Source organism: Streptomyces sp. NPDC001848, from assembly GCF_042891915.1.
In the GTDB taxonomy this organism is placed as follows: Bacteria; Actinomycetota; Actinomycetes; order Streptomycetales; family Streptomycetaceae; genus Streptomyces.
In genome coordinates this window covers 284,023-299,975 of sequence record NZ_JBIATP010000006.1, presented here as the reverse complement: position 1 = coordinate 299,975, position 15,953 = coordinate 284,023, and the positions used below count along the sequence as shown (strand labels likewise).

13 protein-coding genes are annotated in these 15,953 nt (G+C 71.3%); 5 read left to right on the top strand and 8 right to left on the bottom strand.

Features of this window, described 5'->3' with window-relative positions; genetic code table 11:
* Nucleotides 1-68: 68 nt before the first annotated feature.
* A complete protein-coding gene (locus ACFYZJ_RS14800; RefSeq protein WP_388567266.1) occupies nucleotides 69-902 on the bottom strand; it encodes a siderophore-interacting protein in 834 nt (277 codons plus the stop codon).
* 9 nt (nucleotides 903-911) lie between these two features.
* Nucleotides 912-1,964, bottom strand: coding sequence for an ABC transporter substrate-binding protein (locus tag ACFYZJ_RS14795; RefSeq protein ID WP_388567264.1), 1,053 nt, complete (start codon nucleotides 1,962-1,964; stop codon nucleotides 912-914).
* A 632-nt stretch (nucleotides 1,965-2,596) separates the two neighbouring features.
* On the opposite strand from ACFYZJ_RS14795, the gene ACFYZJ_RS14790 reads away from it, so the two are divergent.
* Entirely contained in the window at nucleotides 2,597-2,980 is a 384-nt protein-coding gene (locus ACFYZJ_RS14790; protein WP_388567262.1) for a hypothetical protein, read from the top strand.
* A gap of 192 nt (nucleotides 2,981-3,172) precedes the next feature.
* Here ACFYZJ_RS14790 and ACFYZJ_RS14785 read toward each other — a convergent pair whose 3' ends face one another.
* Genes ACFYZJ_RS14785 through ACFYZJ_RS14770 form a run of 4 tightly spaced genes read right to left on the bottom strand, consistent with a single transcriptional unit; the run spans nucleotide 3,173 to nucleotide 8,860 of the window.
* Nucleotides 3,173-4,333, bottom strand: a complete 1,161-nt coding sequence (locus tag ACFYZJ_RS14785) for an acyl-CoA dehydrogenase family protein (RefSeq protein ID WP_388567259.1) — start codon at nucleotides 4,331-4,333, stop codon at nucleotides 3,173-3,175.
* A 3-nt stretch (nucleotides 4,334-4,336) separates the two neighbouring features.
* Nucleotides 4,337-5,275 (bottom strand): hydroxymethylglutaryl-CoA lyase, encoded by a 939-nt coding sequence (locus ACFYZJ_RS14780; protein ID WP_388567256.1) that lies wholly within the window; start codon nucleotides 5,273-5,275, stop codon nucleotides 4,337-4,339.
* A complete protein-coding gene (locus ACFYZJ_RS14775; protein ID WP_388567254.1) occupies nucleotides 5,272-7,227 on the bottom strand; it encodes an acetyl/propionyl/methylcrotonyl-CoA carboxylase subunit alpha in 1,956 nt (651 codons plus the stop codon). Before ACFYZJ_RS14775 ends, ACFYZJ_RS14780 begins: the two co-directional genes overlap by 4 nt.
* 16 nt (nucleotides 7,228-7,243) lie before the next feature.
* Nucleotides 7,244-8,860 (bottom strand): carboxyl transferase domain-containing protein, encoded by a 1,617-nt coding sequence (locus tag ACFYZJ_RS14770; RefSeq protein ID WP_388567251.1) that lies wholly within the window; start codon nucleotides 8,858-8,860, stop codon nucleotides 7,244-7,246.
* 86 nt (nucleotides 8,861-8,946) lie between these two features.
* Here ACFYZJ_RS14770 and ACFYZJ_RS14765 point away from each other — a divergent pair, with 86 nt between their 5' ends.
* The 3 genes from ACFYZJ_RS14765 (at nucleotide 8,947) to ACFYZJ_RS14755 (ending at nucleotide 11,759) form a co-directional block, all read left to right on the top strand.
* On the top strand, nucleotides 8,947-9,555 hold the full coding sequence (locus ACFYZJ_RS14765; protein WP_388567249.1) for a TetR/AcrR family transcriptional regulator: 609 nt from the start codon (nucleotides 8,947-8,949) through the stop codon (nucleotides 9,553-9,555).
* A 135-nt stretch (nucleotides 9,556-9,690) separates the two neighbouring features.
* Nucleotides 9,691-10,848 (top strand): acyl-CoA dehydrogenase family protein, encoded by a 1,158-nt coding sequence (locus tag ACFYZJ_RS14760; RefSeq protein ID WP_388567636.1) that lies wholly within the window; start codon nucleotides 9,691-9,693, stop codon nucleotides 10,846-10,848.
* A 35-nt stretch (nucleotides 10,849-10,883) separates the two neighbouring features.
* Nucleotides 10,884-11,759: an acyl-CoA thioesterase gene (locus ACFYZJ_RS14755; protein WP_388567247.1), complete on the top strand. Its 876-nt coding sequence runs from the start codon at nucleotides 10,884-10,886 to the stop codon at nucleotides 11,757-11,759.
* A gap of 5 nt (nucleotides 11,760-11,764) precedes the next feature.
* Here the strand turns inward: ACFYZJ_RS14755 and ACFYZJ_RS14750 are convergent, their stop codons facing one another.
* Together ACFYZJ_RS14750 and ACFYZJ_RS14745 are read right to left on the bottom strand one after the other, a co-directional pair.
* Nucleotides 11,765-12,559: a phosphatase gene (locus ACFYZJ_RS14750; RefSeq protein ID WP_388567244.1), complete on the bottom strand. Its 795-nt coding sequence runs from the start codon at nucleotides 12,557-12,559 to the stop codon at nucleotides 11,765-11,767.
* Between the two features lie 113 nt (nucleotides 12,560-12,672).
* Nucleotides 12,673-14,184, bottom strand: a complete 1,512-nt coding sequence (locus ACFYZJ_RS14745) for a PucR family transcriptional regulator ligand-binding domain-containing protein (protein WP_388567242.1) — start codon at nucleotides 14,182-14,184, stop codon at nucleotides 12,673-12,675.
* 203 nt (nucleotides 14,185-14,387) lie between these two features.
* Between ACFYZJ_RS14745 and ACFYZJ_RS14740 the strand changes: the two genes are divergently transcribed.
* Nucleotides 14,388-15,848 carry a sodium:solute symporter gene (locus tag ACFYZJ_RS14740; protein ID WP_388567239.1) on the top strand — a complete coding sequence of 487 codons (1,461 nt, stop codon included), beginning with the start codon at nucleotides 14,388-14,390 and terminating at the stop codon, nucleotides 15,846-15,848.
* Nucleotides 15,849-15,953 lie beyond the last annotated feature (105 nt).

Genomic DNA, 15,953 nt, shown 5'->3' with positions numbered 1-15,953 from the left:
TCTGTCGTAACTTAGGTTAGCCTAACCTAAGTTCGATCTAGGGAAACTTCGCCCCTTCGTGACCGCCGTCACCGCTGTTCGCGCACCTGCTCCTCGCTCAGCCCCTGCCGCCAGTAGCCGACGAAGGTGACACACCGCCGGTCGACACCGCGCTCGGCCACGAAGTGCCGGCGCAGCGCCTTGACGCAACCGGATTCGCCCGCCAGCCAGACGTACGGGCGGGCGGCGGACGGCAGTTGGGTGTCGCGCAGGGCGCCGAGGGCCATGGGGGACCCCTCGGCGCTGTTCTGGTTCCGTACCAGCCAGGTGATCTCGGCGTCGGCCTCGGTCACCAGGTCCTGGATGTCATCGGCGTGCCCGACCTCCAGCCAGACCCGGGCGCGCATGCCCGCGGGCAGCGACTCGAGGATCGCGGCGGCGGCGGGTACGGCGGTCTCGTCGCCCCACACCACGACCAGGTCGGTGTCCTCGGGCGGACGGAAGCGAATGGCGCGGTTGTCCTCGATCACCGGGCCGAGCACGAGTACGCGGTCGCCGGGCGTGGCCCTCGACGCCCAGCGGGAGGCGGGTCCGGCCGGGGTGTGCAGCACGAAGTCGATGTCGATCTCGTCGGGGTCCCGGCGCAGTGCCCGGAGGGTGTACGAGCGCATCACCGCCCTGACGTCGTCCGGGAGTTCACGCCAGGCCCCCCACCAGCCGTCGTCCAGCTCCAGCGGCACCACTGGTTCCGGCTGTCCGGGGTGCGGCAGGAACAGGGACAGACTCTGATCGCGTCCGTCGGAGCGGAAGACGTACAGGTCGTCCCCGGCGAAGGTGACGCGGACGAGTGACGGCCCGAGCCGCCTCGTCCGTACGACCTGGAGGGAGAAGAAGCGGAACGGGGCGGCCACGGCAGTCGTCACGGTGACTCCTCAGCTGACCTTCTTGGCGGCCTCGATCGCCTTGGCGAGGTCCTCGAGCAGCGGGGCGCACTTGCCGTACGACAGGATGGGTTCGGGATTGCGGGCGATGACCTGGCCCGCCTTGACCGCGGGGAGTTTCTTCCAGGTCGCCTCGGTGATGTCGGCGGGCTGGATGGCCGAGGAGCGGTTGTCCATCATGATGACGTCGGCCTTGTACTTGTCGACGTTCTCCCAGCTGAGGTTCTCGAACCAGCCCCCGCTCGCCTTCAGCGCGGAGGCGGGCGGCTCGACGAGGTTCACACCGAGGGCCTTGAAGTACTCCAGGTCGATCGAGAGGTTGGTTCCGGAGACGTAGAAGACGTCCTGGCTCGCGGAACCTGCCAGCACCCTGATGTCGGGCTTGGCCTTGGAGGCCGCGCGCAGCCGGGCGGCGGCGTCCTCGAACCGCTTCCTCGCCTGCGTGGTCTTCGCGGAGGAGGTGTCCGCGCCGAGCGACCTGGCCAGGTCCAGCATCCGCTGGAGGGGCTCGGGCAGCTGGCGGTCGTAGACGGAGATCCCGACGCTCGGGGCGCCCACGGCGAGGATCTTCTTCTTGGACTCCTCGGGCACGTACCAGAGCGTCCCGGCGCCGTCGAACAAGGTGGTGACGAGGAGATCGGGGGCGAGGGCCGCGTACTTCTCCACGTTGAACTGGCCCCACTGGTTGCCGAGGACGGTGACCTTGTTGACGTCGAGGTCGCCGGCCTGGACGTCGGCCCTGCCGTCCTTGGTCCTCGTCGGCCCGAAGACGCCCTTCACCTCGACGCCGTAGTCGTGCAGCGCGGCGGCGACACCGGCGAACGCGACGATGTTCGACGGCACCTTGTCGGCCTTGGCGGTCTGCCCGCGGTCGTCCTTGAAGGACCAGGGGCCGGACGTGGCGGCTGCCGTCCCCCCGCTTCCCGAGCCGCCGCTTTTCGTCTCGCCGCCCCCGCAGGCCGCGAGCACGGCGCCGAGACCGAGGGCGCCGCCGGCGGCGAGGAGGCCGCGACGGGTGGGGCTGGTGAGGCGGGCATGGGGCATGGCGTGGTCTGCTTTCGTGCGGTCGGGGCAACTGGCTGATCGCGACTTAGGTTAGCCTAACCTTATGTGGTGTCCCAGGGGTGCTGAGGCCGCCCGACTCCGCTGCCGCATGGAGAGCGCCGCATCCCAGTACGATCACGCGGACGCTGTCGGGCGGGAGAATGCGGGGGACAGGGGCGTGCGGGGAACAACCTCAGGGGTCACCGGCTGGGTGGGTGTACGGCTGTGCTGCCGCTCGTTGCGGGGTGCGGCGGTGGCCGGAGCAACTCCGAGGCTTCCGGCGGCAAGCGCTCCCGGCCGACTGCCGCAAAGTCGAACCAGGGCAAGGCCACAGACCAGGGGAGCGGAGCCTTTCCGGACACTGATGTGATCGTCACCGCCTCGTGCTCCGTGCTCGCGAGCAACCCGGCCAGGGTTACGGTCACGGGCTGGGATCCGCAGACGTGGAAACCGAAAGCCTCCTGGATCTTCACCGTTCCCGCCCAGGCCGTGGTCGCGGAGGCGGACGATGTCGACTCCCCACTGGTGGAGCTGTGCGCTGACAACCTCCCCGAGCCGGCACCTCGGACGACGGTCCCCATCCCATCGCGCCCACCCGGCTGCGGCAGCTCTTCGACAAGGACCATTCCCGGATGGCCGTCGTGCTCATCGATGCCGCCGACTGCTACCCCTATGGATGGGTCGACAGCGCGACCGTGCTGTGCGGCCCGCGGTTGGGCGAGGCGAAGGACCCGAAGCGGAAGAACTCCTTCTGGACGCTGGACACTTCCCGCCTCGACGACTCGGCGGACGTCCCGAAGGGCGCCCTGGGCGATCCGATCATCCCGGTGACGGATCGGAAGAACACCGTTCGGACGATTTCGCCGGACGGAAAGCAGATGGTCTTTGCCTCACTTCAGGGCACTCGGCTCGAGTTCTTCGTCTCCCCCATCTCCCTCGGCGCAAGCCCGAAGAAGGTCACTGCAGCGGGTGCGGACGGGGCGCTGCGCCTGGGGGACGTCCTGGAGTGGCGGTAGGCGTTCAACTCTTCTTCGTGGTCTCGGCGGAAGCGTGAGGAAGGGGCGGGACGGGCCGATCCCGACCCTCCGGGCCCCCTCCACGCGCTCCGCGCACGCGAACAGGTCTCCGCGCTCGCGACAGGTCTCCGCGCTCGCGCGTCTTCACGCAGTCCGCCGCCGAGCGTACTGAATCATCCGTTTCGGGGCGATTCAGCCCGCCAGCCCCAACTCCCGTGCGATCAGCATCCGCTGTACCTCGCTCGTGCCCTCACCGATCTCCAGGATCTTGGAGTCGCGCCACATACGGGCCACCGGGTACTCGTTCATGAAGCCGTAGCCACCGTGGATCTGGGTGGCGTCGCGGGCGTTGTCCACCGCGACCGTGGAGGAGTGGAGCTTCGCCAGGGCCGCCTCCTTCTTGAAGGGCTCGCCGGAGATCAGGCGGGACGCTGCGTCGCGCCAGGCCAGGCGGGCCGTGTGGGCCTTCATCTCCATGTCGGCGATCTTGAACTGGATGGCCTGGTTCGCGCCGATCGGGCGACCGAAGGCGTGGCGTTCCTTCGCGTACTTCACCGACTCGTCCACACAGCCCTGCGCCAGGCCCGTCGCGAGCGCCGCGATCGCGATACGGCCCTCGTCCAGGATGCGCAGGAACTGGGCATAGCCCCGGCCCACCTCGCCCAGGAGGTTCGCCGCGGGGACGCGGACGTCCGCGAAGGACAGTTCACGGGTGTCCGACGCGTTCCAGCCGACCTTCGAGTACGGGGCCGCCACCGTGAAGCCCGGGGTGCCGGACGGGACGATGATCGAGGAGATCTCCGGGCGGCCGTCCTCCGTGCGGCCGGTGACCGCCGTGACCGTGACCAGGCCCGTGATGTCCGTACCCGAGTTGGTGATGAAGCACTTGGTGCCGTTGATCACCCATTCGTTCGTCGCCGGGTCCAGGCGGGCCGTCGTACGGGTCCCGCCCGCGTCCGAACCGGCCTCCGGTTCCGTCAGGCCGAACGCGCCCAGGATCTCGCCCGAGCACAAGCGCGGCAGCCACTCCCGCTTCTGGGCCTCCGTGCCGAAGCGGTGGATCGGCATCGCGCCGAGGGAGACGCCTGCCTCCAGGGTGATCGCCACCGAGGAGTCCACCCGGGCCAGTTCCTCCAGTGCGATGCCCAGCGCCAGATAGTCGCCGCCCATACCGCCGTACTCCTCCGGGAACGGCAGCCCGAACAGGCCCATCCGGCCCATCTCGCGGACGATCTCGTACGGGAACTCGTGGCGCTCGTAGAAGTCGCCGATCTTGGGTGCGACGACGTCGTGCGCGAACTCCTCGACCGTGCGCCGGAGTTCCTCCAGTTCGGGGGAGAGGTGGTGGTCCATGGGTCACTCCTTGTGGGAGAGGGCTCGGACGGTGCGGGAGGGGCTCGGCCGGTCCAGGTGGGCGGCCATCCACACGCTTGTGGCGGTGAGCCGGCCGAGGTCGACCCCGGTGTCGATGCCGAGGCCCTGGAGCATCCAGACGAGGTCTTCGGTGGCGAGGTTGCCGGTGGCGGACTTGGCGTAGGGGCAGCCGCCGAGGCCGCCCGCCGAGGCGTCGACGGTGGTCACGCCGTGCTGGAGCGCCGCCAGGGTGTTGGCGAGCGCCTGGCCGTAGGTGTCGTGGAAGTGCACGCCGATCGCGCTGGTCGGCACGCCTTCCTCGTTGAGCTGGGACAGCAGGGCCTGGACGTGGCCCGGGGTCGCCACCCCGATCGTGTCGCCCAGGCTCAGCTCGTCACAGCCCATGTCCATCAGCGCCTTGCAGACGCGGACCACCTGGTGGACGGGGACCGCACCCTCCCAGGGGTCGCCGAAGCACATCGACAGATAGCCGCGCACGTGCACGTTCTGCGCCTTCGCACGGGTGACCACCGGTTCGAACATCGCCAGTGCCTCGTCCACCGTGCGGTTGAGGTTGGCCTTCGCGAAGGACTCGGTGGCGCTGGCGAAGACGGCGATCCGGCGGGCGCCCAGCGCGAGGGCGCGGTCCAGGCCCCGTTCGTTCGGCACCAGGACCGGCAGCTCCACCGGCAGGTCGTCGACGAGAGGGAACAGCTCTTCGGCGTCGGCCAGTTGGGGCACCCACTTGGGGTGGACGAAGCTGGTGGCCTCGATCGTGGTCAGGCCCGCGTCGGCGAGCCGGCGGATGAAGTCGGCCTTCACCTCGGTCGGTACCGTGCGCTTCTCGTTCTGCAGGCCGTCGCGGGGGCCGACCTCGTGGATCCGCACCCGGGCGGGCAGGTCCTGCGCCGGTACGACCATGGGCAGTTCCTCGACGCTCATCGCTCCGCCTCCGTGTCGTCCTCGGGGCCTTCCTCGTGCGCCGCGATCACGGCCAGCACCTGGTCCATGGCGACCGTCGTGCCGGGGGCGACGTCCAGTTCGGTGACGGTCCCGGCGTGCGGGGCGGAGATGACGTGCTCCATCTTCATCGCCTCCACCACCAGCAGGCTCTGTCCGGCCGTCACCTCGTCACCGACGGCCACCTTGACCACGGTCACCGTGCCGGGCATGGGCGCGGTCAGCGAGTCGGTGCCGGAGCGGGCGGCGCCGGTGAGGGACGCGGCCACCGGGTCGTGGTCGCGCACGTGCCAGGAGTCGCCGTCCCGGCCGAGCCAGTGGCCGGCGCGGTGGAAGGTGTGGCGTACGCCGTCCAGGACGACGGACACGTGGTCCTCGGTGACCGTGTGCGTGCCCCGGGGTGTGTACTGCACGGGGTCGTGCACCCGCAGGGGGAAGGCCACCGGCTTGGGTTCGCCCCCGAGCCGCCAGCCGCTCGGCACGGAGAACGGGTCGATCCAGCCGCCGTCGCCGCGTGGCGTCAGCGCGTCCAGGCGTACGGCGGCGGCGGCCTCGTAGACCTCTTCCGGCACCTGTGCCGGGACCAGCGCGTCCACCTCGCGCTCCACCAGCCCGGTGTCCAGCTCGCCGGCCACGACCGCCGGGTGGGCCAGCAGCCGGCGCAGGAAGCCGGCGTTGGTCTGCACGCCCAGGGTGACCGTCTGTGCGAGGGCCGCCCGGAGCCTGCGCAGCGCGGTCGCGCGGTCCGGGCCGTAGGCGATGACCTTCGACAGCATCGGGTCGTACAGGGTGCCGACCTCGGTGCCCTCGGACAGGCCGGAGTCGGTCCGGAGGCCGTCTCCCTGCGGCTCGTGCAGCCTCAGCACCGTGCCGCCGGAGGGCAGGAAGCCGCGCGCCGGGTCCTCGGCGCAGATACGGGCCTCGATCGCGTGCCCGGTGAGCGTGACGTCGTCCTGTTTGAAGGACAGGCGCTCGCCCGCCGCCACCCGCAGCTGCCACTCCACCAGGTCCAGGCCCGTGACCAGTTCGGTGACCGGGTGTTCCACCTGCAGGCGGGTGTTCATCTCCATGAAGTGGTACGACGAGGGGTCGCCGCCGGGCACGATGAACTCCACCGTGCCCGCGCCCTCGTACCCGCACGAGCGGGCCGCCTGGACCGCCGCCTCGCCCATCGCCGCACGCGTGGCCTCGTCGAGGAGCACGCTGGGCGCCTCCTCGATGATCTTCTGGTGGCGGCGCTGGAGGGAGCATTCGCGCTCGCCCAGGTGCACCACGTTCCCGTGGCCGTCCGCCAGGACCTGGATCTCGATGTGCCGGGGGCGGTCGATCCACCGTTCGACGAGCAGCGTGTCGTCGCCGAAGGCGGCGCGGGCCTCGCGGCGGGCGGCGGCGATCTCGTCGGGCAGTGCCGAGGCGTCCCGCACCAGCCGCATGCCCTTGCCGCCGCCGCCCGCGCTGGGCTTGAGCAGCACCGGCATGCCGATCTCGCGGGCGGCCTCCGCCAGTTCGGCGTCCGTGAGGCCGCTGCCGTTCGACCCCGGGACGACCGGCACTCCCGCCGCCCGTACCGTCTCCTTGGCCCGGATCTTGTCGCCCATCAGGGCGATCGCCTCCGCGGGCGGCCCGATGAACACCAGCCCCGCCTCGGCGCACGCCCGCGCGAACGCCGCGTTCTCCGCGAGGAAGCCGTATCCCGGGTGCACCGCCTGGGCGCCGGTCCGGGCGGCGGCCTCCAGCAGGCGCGCCACCGACAGATAGCTCTCGGCCGCCGGCGCCGGTCCGATGCGTACCGCCGTGTCGGCCTCCCGGACGTGCCGGGCGTCGGCGTCGGCGTCGGAGAAGACGGCCACCGAGCGCACGCCCATCGACCGCAACGTGCGGATGACACGGACGGCGATCTCGCCCCGGTTGGCCACAAGCACTGTCTCGAACATGGTCGTCAAGCCCCCCTCACATCCGGAAGACGCCGAACTGGGGTTCACCCAGGGGCGCGTTGGCACACGCGGTCAGGGCCAGGCCCAGGACCTGCCGGGTCTCCAGCGGGTCGATCACGCCGTCGTCCCACAGGCGGGCCGTCGCGTAGTAGGCGTTGCCCTGGCGCTCGTACTGGGCGCGGATCGGGGCCTTGAACGCCTCCTCTTCCGCCGCCGGCCAGGACTCGCCGCGCGCCTGGAGCTGGTCGCGCTTGACGGTGGCGAGGACCGAGGCGGCCTGCTCGCCGCCCATCACCGAGATCTTGGCGTTCGGCCACATCCACAGGAAGCGCGGCGAGTACGCCCGGCCGCACATCGAGTAGTTCCCCGCGCCGAACGAGCCGCCGATCACCACGGTGAGCTTCGGCACGCGCGTGCACGCGACCGCCGTCACCATCTTGGCGCCGTGCTTGGCGATGCCGCCCGCCTCGTAGTCGCGGCCCACCATGAAGCCGGAGATGTTCTGCAGGAAGACCAGCGGGATGCCGCGCTGGTCGCACAGCTCGATGAAGTGGGCGCCCTTCTGGGCCGACTCGGAGAACAGGATGCCGTTGTTGGCGACGATCCCCACCGGGTGGCCGTGGATCCGGGCGAAGCCGGTGACCAGGGTCTGCCCGAACTCCGCCTTGAACTCGGCGAAACGGGAACCGTCCACCACGCGCGCGATGACCTCGCGGACGTCATAGGGCGTGCGGGAGTCCACCGGTACCGCCCCGTACATCCCGTACGGGTCCACCTTGGGCTCGGTGGAGGGGACCACCTCCCAGGGCAGGGCTCCGCGCGCGGGGAGGGTCGCGACGATGTTCCGCACGATCCGCAGCGCGTGCGCGTCGTCCTCCGCCAGGTGGTCCGTCACGCCCGACACACGCGCGTGGACCTCACCGCCGCCCAGTTCCTCGGCGGTGACGACCTCACCCGTGGCCGCCTTCACCAGAGGGGGCCCGCCGAGGAAGATCGTGCCCTGGTTCCGGACGATCACGGCCTCGTCGCTCATCGCCGGGACGTACGCCCCGCCCGCCGTGCAGGACCCGAGCACGGCGGCGATCTGGGGGATGCCGGCGCCCGACATCCGCGCCTGGTTGTAGAAGATCCGCCCGAAGTGCTCTCGGTCGGGGAAGACCTCGTCCTGCATGGGCAGGAAGGCGCCTCCGGAGTCGACCAGGTAGACGCAGGGGAGGCGGTTGTCGAGGGCCACCTCCTGGGCCCGCAGGTGCTTCTTCACCGTCATCGGGTAGTACGTCCCGCCCTTGACGGTCGCGTCGTTGGCGACGATCACGCACTCGCGACCGCTGACCCGCCCGATCCCGGCGATCACCCCGGCGGCCGGCGCCTGCCCGTCGTACATCCCCTCGGCGGCCAGCGGTGCCAGCTCCAGGAAGGGCGAGCCCGGATCCAGCAGGGTGTCCACGCGATCGCGCGGCAGCAGCTTGCCGCGCGCGGTGTGGCGCGCGCGGGCCTTCTCACCGCCGCCCAGCCGAGCCGCGGCCAGCTTGGCGTGCAGCTCCTCCACCAGGGCGCGGTGCGCCGCCTCGTTGGCCCGCCAGGCCTCCGACGCGGGGTCTGCGGCGCTCGTCAGCTCCGGTGCCTCGTGCATCCTGCGGTCCCCTCACCTTGTTAATGAGCGTTAACGCATTTCCTTCAGGTTAACGACCGCTAACCTCCCTGTCTAGAATTGTTTTCATGGCCACGAGAACCGACGCCCCCACCCGTCGCGAGCAGATCCTGAAGGAGGCCGCGCGGCTGTTCGCCGAGCGCGGCTTCCATGGCGTCGGTGTCGACGAGATAGGGGCCGCGGTCGGCATCAGCGGGCCCGGTCTGTACCGGCACTTCGCGGGCAAGGACGCCATGCTCGCCGAGCTGCTCGTGGGGATCAGCGGGCAGCTGCTGACCGGGGCCAGGCGGCGGGTCGCCGAGGCCGACGGTGGTCCCGACGGGCGGAACCCGGAGGCGGTCCTCGACTCGCTGATCGAGGGGCACATCGACTTCGCGCTGGACGACCGTCCCCTGATCACCCTGCACGACCGCGAGCTGGACCGCCTCCGGGACAGCGACCGCAAGCTCGTGCGCCAGCTGCAGCGGCAGTACGTGGAGCTGTGGGTGGAGGTGCTCCGCGAGGTGTACCCGGCGCTGGCGGAGCCGGCCGCGCGCTCGGCGGTCCACTCGGTCTTCGGGCTGCTCAACTCGACGCCGCATCTGGGGCGGCCGGGTTCGCTGCCGGGGCGGGGCACCACGGCGGAGCTGCTGCACCGGATGGCGCGGGGGGCGTTCGCGGCGGCGGGGGCGGAATGAGCCGGGGGTCTGCTCCGCAAGCGTGACGAGCGTTACGGCTGGGTGCCTCTGGACTGTCGTCCGTACTGGCCGGTACGGTTAGGTCTGAGCAAGCGCTTAGACATGGCCGGAAGTAGCCAGCTGGAGGTGGCGGCGGTGCGCCGTACTGTGTTCAACGAGGACCACGAGGCGTTCCGGGAGACCCTGCGCGCCTTCATCGAGGCCGAGGTCGTACCGGTGTACGACGAGTGGTTCGCGGCCGGCCAGGCGCCGCGCGACTTCTACTACAAGCTCGGCGACCTGGGCATCTTCGGCATCAGCGTGCCCGAGGAGTACGGCGGCGCCGGCCTGGACACCCACAAGTTCGAGGCCGTCCTCTACGAGGAGACCGCGCGCGCGGGCGTGCAGTTCGGCGGCTCCGGAGTGCACGTCCTGCTCGCCCTGCCGTACATCAAGATGCTCGCCACCGACGAGCAGAAGAAGCGCTACCTGCCGAAGTTCGTCACCGGCGAGGAGATGTGGGCCATCGCGATGACCGAGCCGGGCACCGGCTCCGACCTCGCGGGCATGAAGACCACCGCCAAGCTCTCCGAGGACGGCACGCACTACGTCCTCAACGGCGCCAAGACCTTCATCACCGGCGGCGTCCACGCCGACCGCGTCATCGTCTGCGCCCGCACCGCCGCCCCGCGCGAGGACGACCGCCGCTTCGGCATATCCCTGTTCGCCGTGGACACCAAGTCCGAGGGCTACTCCATCGGCCGCAAGCTGGACAAGCTGGGCCTGCGCACCTCCGACACCGCCGAGCTGGCCTTCGTCGACGTCAAGGTGCCGGTCGAGGACCTGCTCGGCGAGGAGAACAAGGGCTTCCACTACCTCGGCCACAACCTGGCCTCCGAGCGCTGGGGCATCGCCTTCGGCGCCTACGCGCAGGCCAAGGCCGCCGTCCGGTTCGCCAAGCAGTACGTCCAGGAGCGCACCGTCTTCGGCAAGCCGGTCGCCCACTTCCAGAACACCAAGTTCGAGCTGGCCGCCTGCCAGGCCGAGGTGGACGCCGCCGAGGCCGTCGCCGACCGCGCGCTCGAGGCCCTCGACGCCGGCGAGCTGACCCCTGCCGAGGCCGCCTCCGCCAAGCTGTTCTGCACCGAGGTCGCCCACCGCGTCATCGACCGCTGCCTCCAGCTGCACGGCGGCTACGGCTACATGAACGAGTACCCGATCGCCCGTCTGTACGCCGACAACCGCGTCAACCGCATCTACGGCGGCACCAGCGAGATCATGAAGACGATCATCGCGAAGGACATGGGTCTGTAAGGTCACCGAAAAAAGTGCCCGATACAACTGACCCCATGAGTCAGGCACTTCAGTCCCTGCTCGATCTGCTCGACCTGGAGCGGATCGAGCAGGACATCTTCCGCGGCCAGTCCCGGTCCGCCGTGGTCCCGCGCGTCTTCGGCGGGCAGGTCGCGGCCCAGGCACTGGTCGCCGCGGGGCGCACGGTCCCCGCGGAACGGCACGCGCACTCGCTGCACGCGTACTTCCTGCGCCCCGGCGACCCCGGCGCGCCCATCGTCTACACGGTCGACCGCATCCGCGACGGGCGTTCGTTCACCACCCGCCGGGTCGTGGCCGTCCAGCACGGGCAGCCCATCTTCCACCTCTCCGCGTCGTTCCAGACGTACGAGGAGGGCCTGGAGCACCAGGCGCCGATGCCGCCCGCGCCCGACCCGGCCACCCTGCCCACCTCCCAGGAGCGGCTGCTCGGCTACGACCACCTCGCTCCCGAGGTGGTGGAGCGGTTCCTCGAGGCCCGCGAGGCCGTCGACCTGCGGTACGTGGACGAGCCGCCGTACGGCAGGTTCGGCGAGCCGCGCGAGCCGCACTCCCAGGTGTGGTTCCGCACCAACGGCAAGCTCGACGGTGACATCGACGAACCCCTGCTGCACGTCGTCCTCGCCACCTACGTCTCCGACATGACGCTCCTCGACTCCGTGCTGCTCGCACACGGGCGCGGCGGCTGGGCCGTGGGTGACGTGGTCGGGGCCTCGCTGGACCACGCCATGTGGTTCCACCGGCCGTTCCGGGCCGACGAATGGCTGCTGTACGACCAGGAGTCGCCGTCGGCCTCCGGGGGACGCGGGCTGGGCCAGGCCCGCATCTACACCCAGGACGGGCAGCTGGCGATCACGGTCATCCAGGAGGGCGTGGTCCGCGTCCCCCGCTGATCCGCTCAGTCCTCCTTCAAGCCCGCCGCGTGCAGCAGGTACGCCGTCAGCGGGTCGTAGTGGCGCGGGCTCGTGACGTGGTCGTCGAGGGGGACCGTCACCTGGACGGTGCCCTCGGCCTCGGCGATGAAGAGGGCCGGGTCGTTGCAGTCGGCGTACCCGACGGAGTCGATGCCGAGCTGTCCCGCGCAGCCCGCCCAGCCGTGGTCGGCGACCACCAGGTCCGGCAGGGGGCGTCCCTCGCCCTCCAGGCCCTTCAGGATCGCCCGCATCGGCTCGCCCGAGTGGGTGTGCCAGAGCGTCGCGCCGTGCTCCAGGACGGCCACGTCCGCGAACTGCATGACGTACCCCTCGTCCGTCCGCAGCCCGTCCGGGATCACCACGATCTCGCAGCCGGCGGCGCGCAGGGCGGCGGCGGTGGCGCGGTGCACGTCGAGGAGGCCGCCGGGGTGTCCGGTGGCGAACAGCACGCGCTGCCCGCCCTCGGCGGCCTTGCGCAGACGGCCCGCGAGCCGGTCCAGAGCGTCGACCGTCAGTTCCGGGTCGATGGTGTCCTGGCCGTAGCGGTACTCGGGGTCGTCGTTGACGCCGCAGCGCTCCGCCATGACCGCGAGGACGTCCTGCTCGTCCCTCCAGCGGTCGCCGAGCTCCAGGCCGAACCAATAGTTCCGGTCGCCGTTCGCGAGCTTGCGGTAGTGGGAGAGGTTGTTCTCGCGGGGCGTGGCCACCTCACCCGCGATACGGGTCCGGACGAGGTGGACGAGGAGCTCGGAGCGGCTGGGGATCCCGGGTATCGGCATGTGCCCCATTCTGCCGGGGCGCTCCGCGCGGTCCGCCGGTGTTTCGTTCCGTGGGATGTGCGTCACTCTCCGGCCGGGGGCGCCCGGGGGTGTCGCGCGGGCATTGTCCGGTTTCACCCCGCCCCCGTCTGCTTGAGCGCGAACCACAGCTCCATCCGTACGTCCGCGTCGTCCAGGTCCACCCCCAGCAGCGCCGCGCACCGCGCGATCCGCTGCCGGACCGTGTTGCGGTGGACCGACAGGGCGACCGCCGTGCGGTCCCAGCTGCCGTGCAGGGAGAGCCAGGTGCGCAGCGTCTCGGTGAGCGCGGTGCCCTGGCCCAGGGGTGCCAGCAGGGTGCGGGCGTGCAGCTCGGCCTCCGCCGGTGGGACCAGGTCCGCCAGGCCCGTGCGCTCGCCGTGCCGGACCAGCGTGGTGCGGGTCGCGCGGGCGCGGGCCAGGGCACGGGAGGCCTGGGTGTCGGCGGCGGCCCAGTCGCGCGGGGCGACGGTGGCGCTGACGCCGAGGGTCCAGCCGGGCTGCGGGGCCGGGGCGCGGTCGGCCGGGACGAGGACGCGTACGACACCCTCTCCCAGGTCGATCAGTGTGGAGCCGAGCGCCGCGCCGAGCGCGGACGCGGCCACGGCGTCCGGCGCCGGTCCTTCCCTGGTGGGCCGGGCGTGCACCACCAGCCACCGGTCCCCGCCGAGCAGGGGCGCGACCGCCTCCGCCGGGGCGCCGAGCAGCAGCCGCACGAGCGCCGAGGAGCGTGCCGCACCGGGCCCGCTCTGGTGCTCCCCGGTCAGGAGGGAGAGGAGCACCGCGGCGACGGAGGCGATGGTGTGGTCGCCGGGGTCGCGCCGCGGTGCCGCCACCCCGAGCACGAAGCCCTGCCCGGTGCCGAGGGCGTACGCGGCGAGGTGGGTCCCGGCGACGGTGTCGGTGGCGGAGGCGGGGGTGGGACCCGTAGGGCCGGCCGGGCGGACCACTCCCGCCAGCTCTCCCAGCGTCCGAACCGCCTCGTCGGGGGCGCGCCCCCCTCCCGCCAGCTCCGCGCCGTCCGGTCCGTACAGCACCGCCCGGCCCCCCACCCGCTGGGCCAGCTGCCGCAGCACCGACGGCACCGGGTCAGGGCGGGCCGCCGCCGCGGCCAGGCTCTGCTGGGCCTCCGTGACGCGGCGCAGTTCCGCCAGGCGGGCCTGGGCCATCAGCTGCCAGACCGCGCGGGCCACGCCCGAGAACGTCGTCTGCGGCGGGACCTCGAGCAGCGGCAGCCCGTAGTGGTCGCAGGCCGCCACCAGCGCCCGCGGCACCGTGTCGTGCACCGGCGCGAGGCCGAAACCGAGCGCCGCGCCGCCCGCCGCCACGATCCGGGACACGTAGTCGTCGAAATAGGTCCCCGAACCCGCCGCCTCCGGGATGTGCACGCCCGCCGTCAGCAGCAGCTCGCCGCCCAGCAGATACGGGTAGGGATCCGCCATCTCCGAGGTGTGCGCCCAGTGGATCGCCGTGCCGGAGTCCCTCGGCCCGGCGATCTGCCGCAGGGCCAGGTCCTCGCGGGCCAGCAGCGCGGCGAGCGGCACCGGTGGGGTCGGCGGTACCGCCGGGGCCGAGGGCGTGTCCGCCATGGTGGACGGTTCCTCCATCCCGCTCGGTTCAGATGGATGAAACGTACACTTCGCAGTCGCTTTCCGGCCACCTTAGTGTCAGTCCAGACCGGCAGCCGCGGGTACGGGCGGATGTCCCCGCGAGCGCTGTCGCCCCCACCGGTCGGGCCGAGCGGCCGACCGCGTCCCCGAGATCCATCTGCACGACACGCCACCGGGAAGTGCGCGAAGGAGGGCCCCACATGGCCGTCGACTACACAGTGATCGTCGTCTATCTGGCCGGCATGTTGGCCATGGGCTGGTGGGGCATGCGCCGCGCCCGCTCCAAGAGCGAGTTCCTGGTGGCGGGGCGCCGCCTCGGGCCCGCCATGTACTCCGGCACCATGGCCGCGATAGTCCTCGGCGGCGCGTCCACCATCGGCGGTGTCGGCCTCGGCTACCGGTACGGGCTGTCGGGCGCCTGGATGGTGTTCACCATCGGCCTCGGCCTGCTCGCCCTGTCGGTCTTCTTCTCCGCCCGCATCGCCCGTCTGAAGGTCTACACCGTCTCCGAGATGCTCGACCTCAGATACGGCGGCCGGGCCGGCGTGATCTCGGGCGTGGTCATGTGGGCGTACACCCTGATGCTCGCGGTCACCTCCACCATCGCCTACGCCACCATCTTCGACGTCCTGTTCGACATGAACCGGACGCTCGCGATCGTCCTCGGCGGCTCCATCGTCGTCGCGTACTCGACGCTCGGCGGGATGTGGTCCATCACGCTGACCGACATGGTGCAGTTCGTCGTCAAGACGATCGGCGTGCTGCTCCTGCTGCTGCCCATCGCGGTCGTCAAGGCCGGCGGTTTCAGCGAGATGAAGGCCAAGCTGCCGACCTCCTACTTCGACCCGCTGGGCATCGGCGGCGAGACGATCTTCACCTACGTCCTGATCTACACGTTCGGCATGCTGATCGGGCAGGACATCTGGCAGCGCGTGTTCACCGCGCGCAGCGACACCACGGCCAAGTGGGGCGGCACGGTCGCCGGCACCTACTGTCTGGCCTACGCGCTCGCCGGCGCCGTCATCGGCACCGCCGCCAAGGTGCTGTTTCCGAAGCTGGGCAGCCCGGACGACGCGTTCGCGACCATCGTCAAGCAGGAACTCCCCGTCGGAATAAGGGGGTTGGTGCTCGCCGCCGCCCTCGCCGCGGTCATGTCGACCTCTTCCGGTGCGCTCATCGCGTGTGCGACCGTCGCCAACAACGACATCTGGTCGCGGTTGCGCGGTGTCGTGCGCCGCGACGAGGGGGCGCACGACGAGGTGAAGGGCAACCGCGCCTTCATCCTGATCATGGGGGTGGCGGTGATCGGCACGGCCATCGCGCTGAACAACGTGGTCGAGGCACTGACCGTCGCGTACAACCTGCTCGTCGGCGGTCTCCTGGTCCCGATCCTGGGCGGTCTGCTGTGGAAGCGCGGCACCGTGCAGGGCGCGCTCGCCTCGGTGGTGGTCGGCGGTCTCGCCGTCATCGGTCTGATGGCGTCCTACGGCATCCTCGCGAACGAGCCCGTCTACTACGGGCTGCCGGCCTCGCTCGCCGCCTACGTCGTCGTGTCGCTGGTGACCAGGCCGACCGACGAGGCCGTCCTGGCCGCCTGGCGGGAGCGGCTCGCGGGACGGGGCGCGGCGAACCCGGAGGAGCCCGCGACGGTGGGCGCCTGACCCTGTTGCTTCGGCCCGGTCGCCAGGGGGCGGCCGGGCCGGGCGGGGCCCGTCGGAGGGCTCCGCGACACTGGAAGAAACACGCATTACCTGGAGGAGTCCGAC

Bases quoted from the DNA above. Each gene is read 5' to 3' on its own strand.
- ACFYZJ_RS14795 (WP_388567264.1), bottom strand. From the start codon at position 1,964: ATGCCCCATGCCCGCCTCACCAGCCCCACCCGTCGCGGCCTCCTCGCC.
- ACFYZJ_RS14790 (WP_388567262.1), top strand. From the start codon at position 2,597: ATGGCCGTCGTGCTCATCGATGCCGCCGACTGCTACCCCTATGGATGG.
- ACFYZJ_RS14785 (WP_388567259.1), bottom strand. From the start codon at position 4,333: ATGGACCACCACCTCTCCCCCGAACTGGAGGAACTCCGGCGCACGGTC.
- ACFYZJ_RS14780 (WP_388567256.1), bottom strand. From the start codon at position 5,275: ATGAGCGTCGAGGAACTGCCCATGGTCGTACCGGCGCAGGACCTGCCC.
- ACFYZJ_RS14775 (WP_388567254.1), bottom strand. From the start codon at position 7,227: ATGTTCGAGACAGTGCTTGTGGCCAACCGGGGCGAGATCGCCGTCCGT.
- ACFYZJ_RS14770 (WP_388567251.1), bottom strand. From the start codon at position 8,860: ATGCACGAGGCACCGGAGCTGACGAGCGCCGCAGACCCCGCGTCGGAG.
- ACFYZJ_RS14765 (WP_388567249.1), top strand. From the start codon at position 8,947: ATGGCCACGAGAACCGACGCCCCCACCCGTCGCGAGCAGATCCTGAAG.
- ACFYZJ_RS14755 (WP_388567247.1), top strand. From the start codon at position 10,884: ATGAGTCAGGCACTTCAGTCCCTGCTCGATCTGCTCGACCTGGAGCGG.
- ACFYZJ_RS14750 (WP_388567244.1), bottom strand. From the start codon at position 12,559: ATGCCGATACCCGGGATCCCCAGCCGCTCCGAGCTCCTCGTCCACCTC.
- ACFYZJ_RS14745 (WP_388567242.1), bottom strand. From the start codon at position 14,184: ATGGAGGAACCGTCCACCATGGCGGACACGCCCTCGGCCCCGGCGGTA.
- ACFYZJ_RS14740 (WP_388567239.1), top strand. From the start codon at position 14,388: ATGGCCGTCGACTACACAGTGATCGTCGTCTATCTGGCCGGCATGTTG.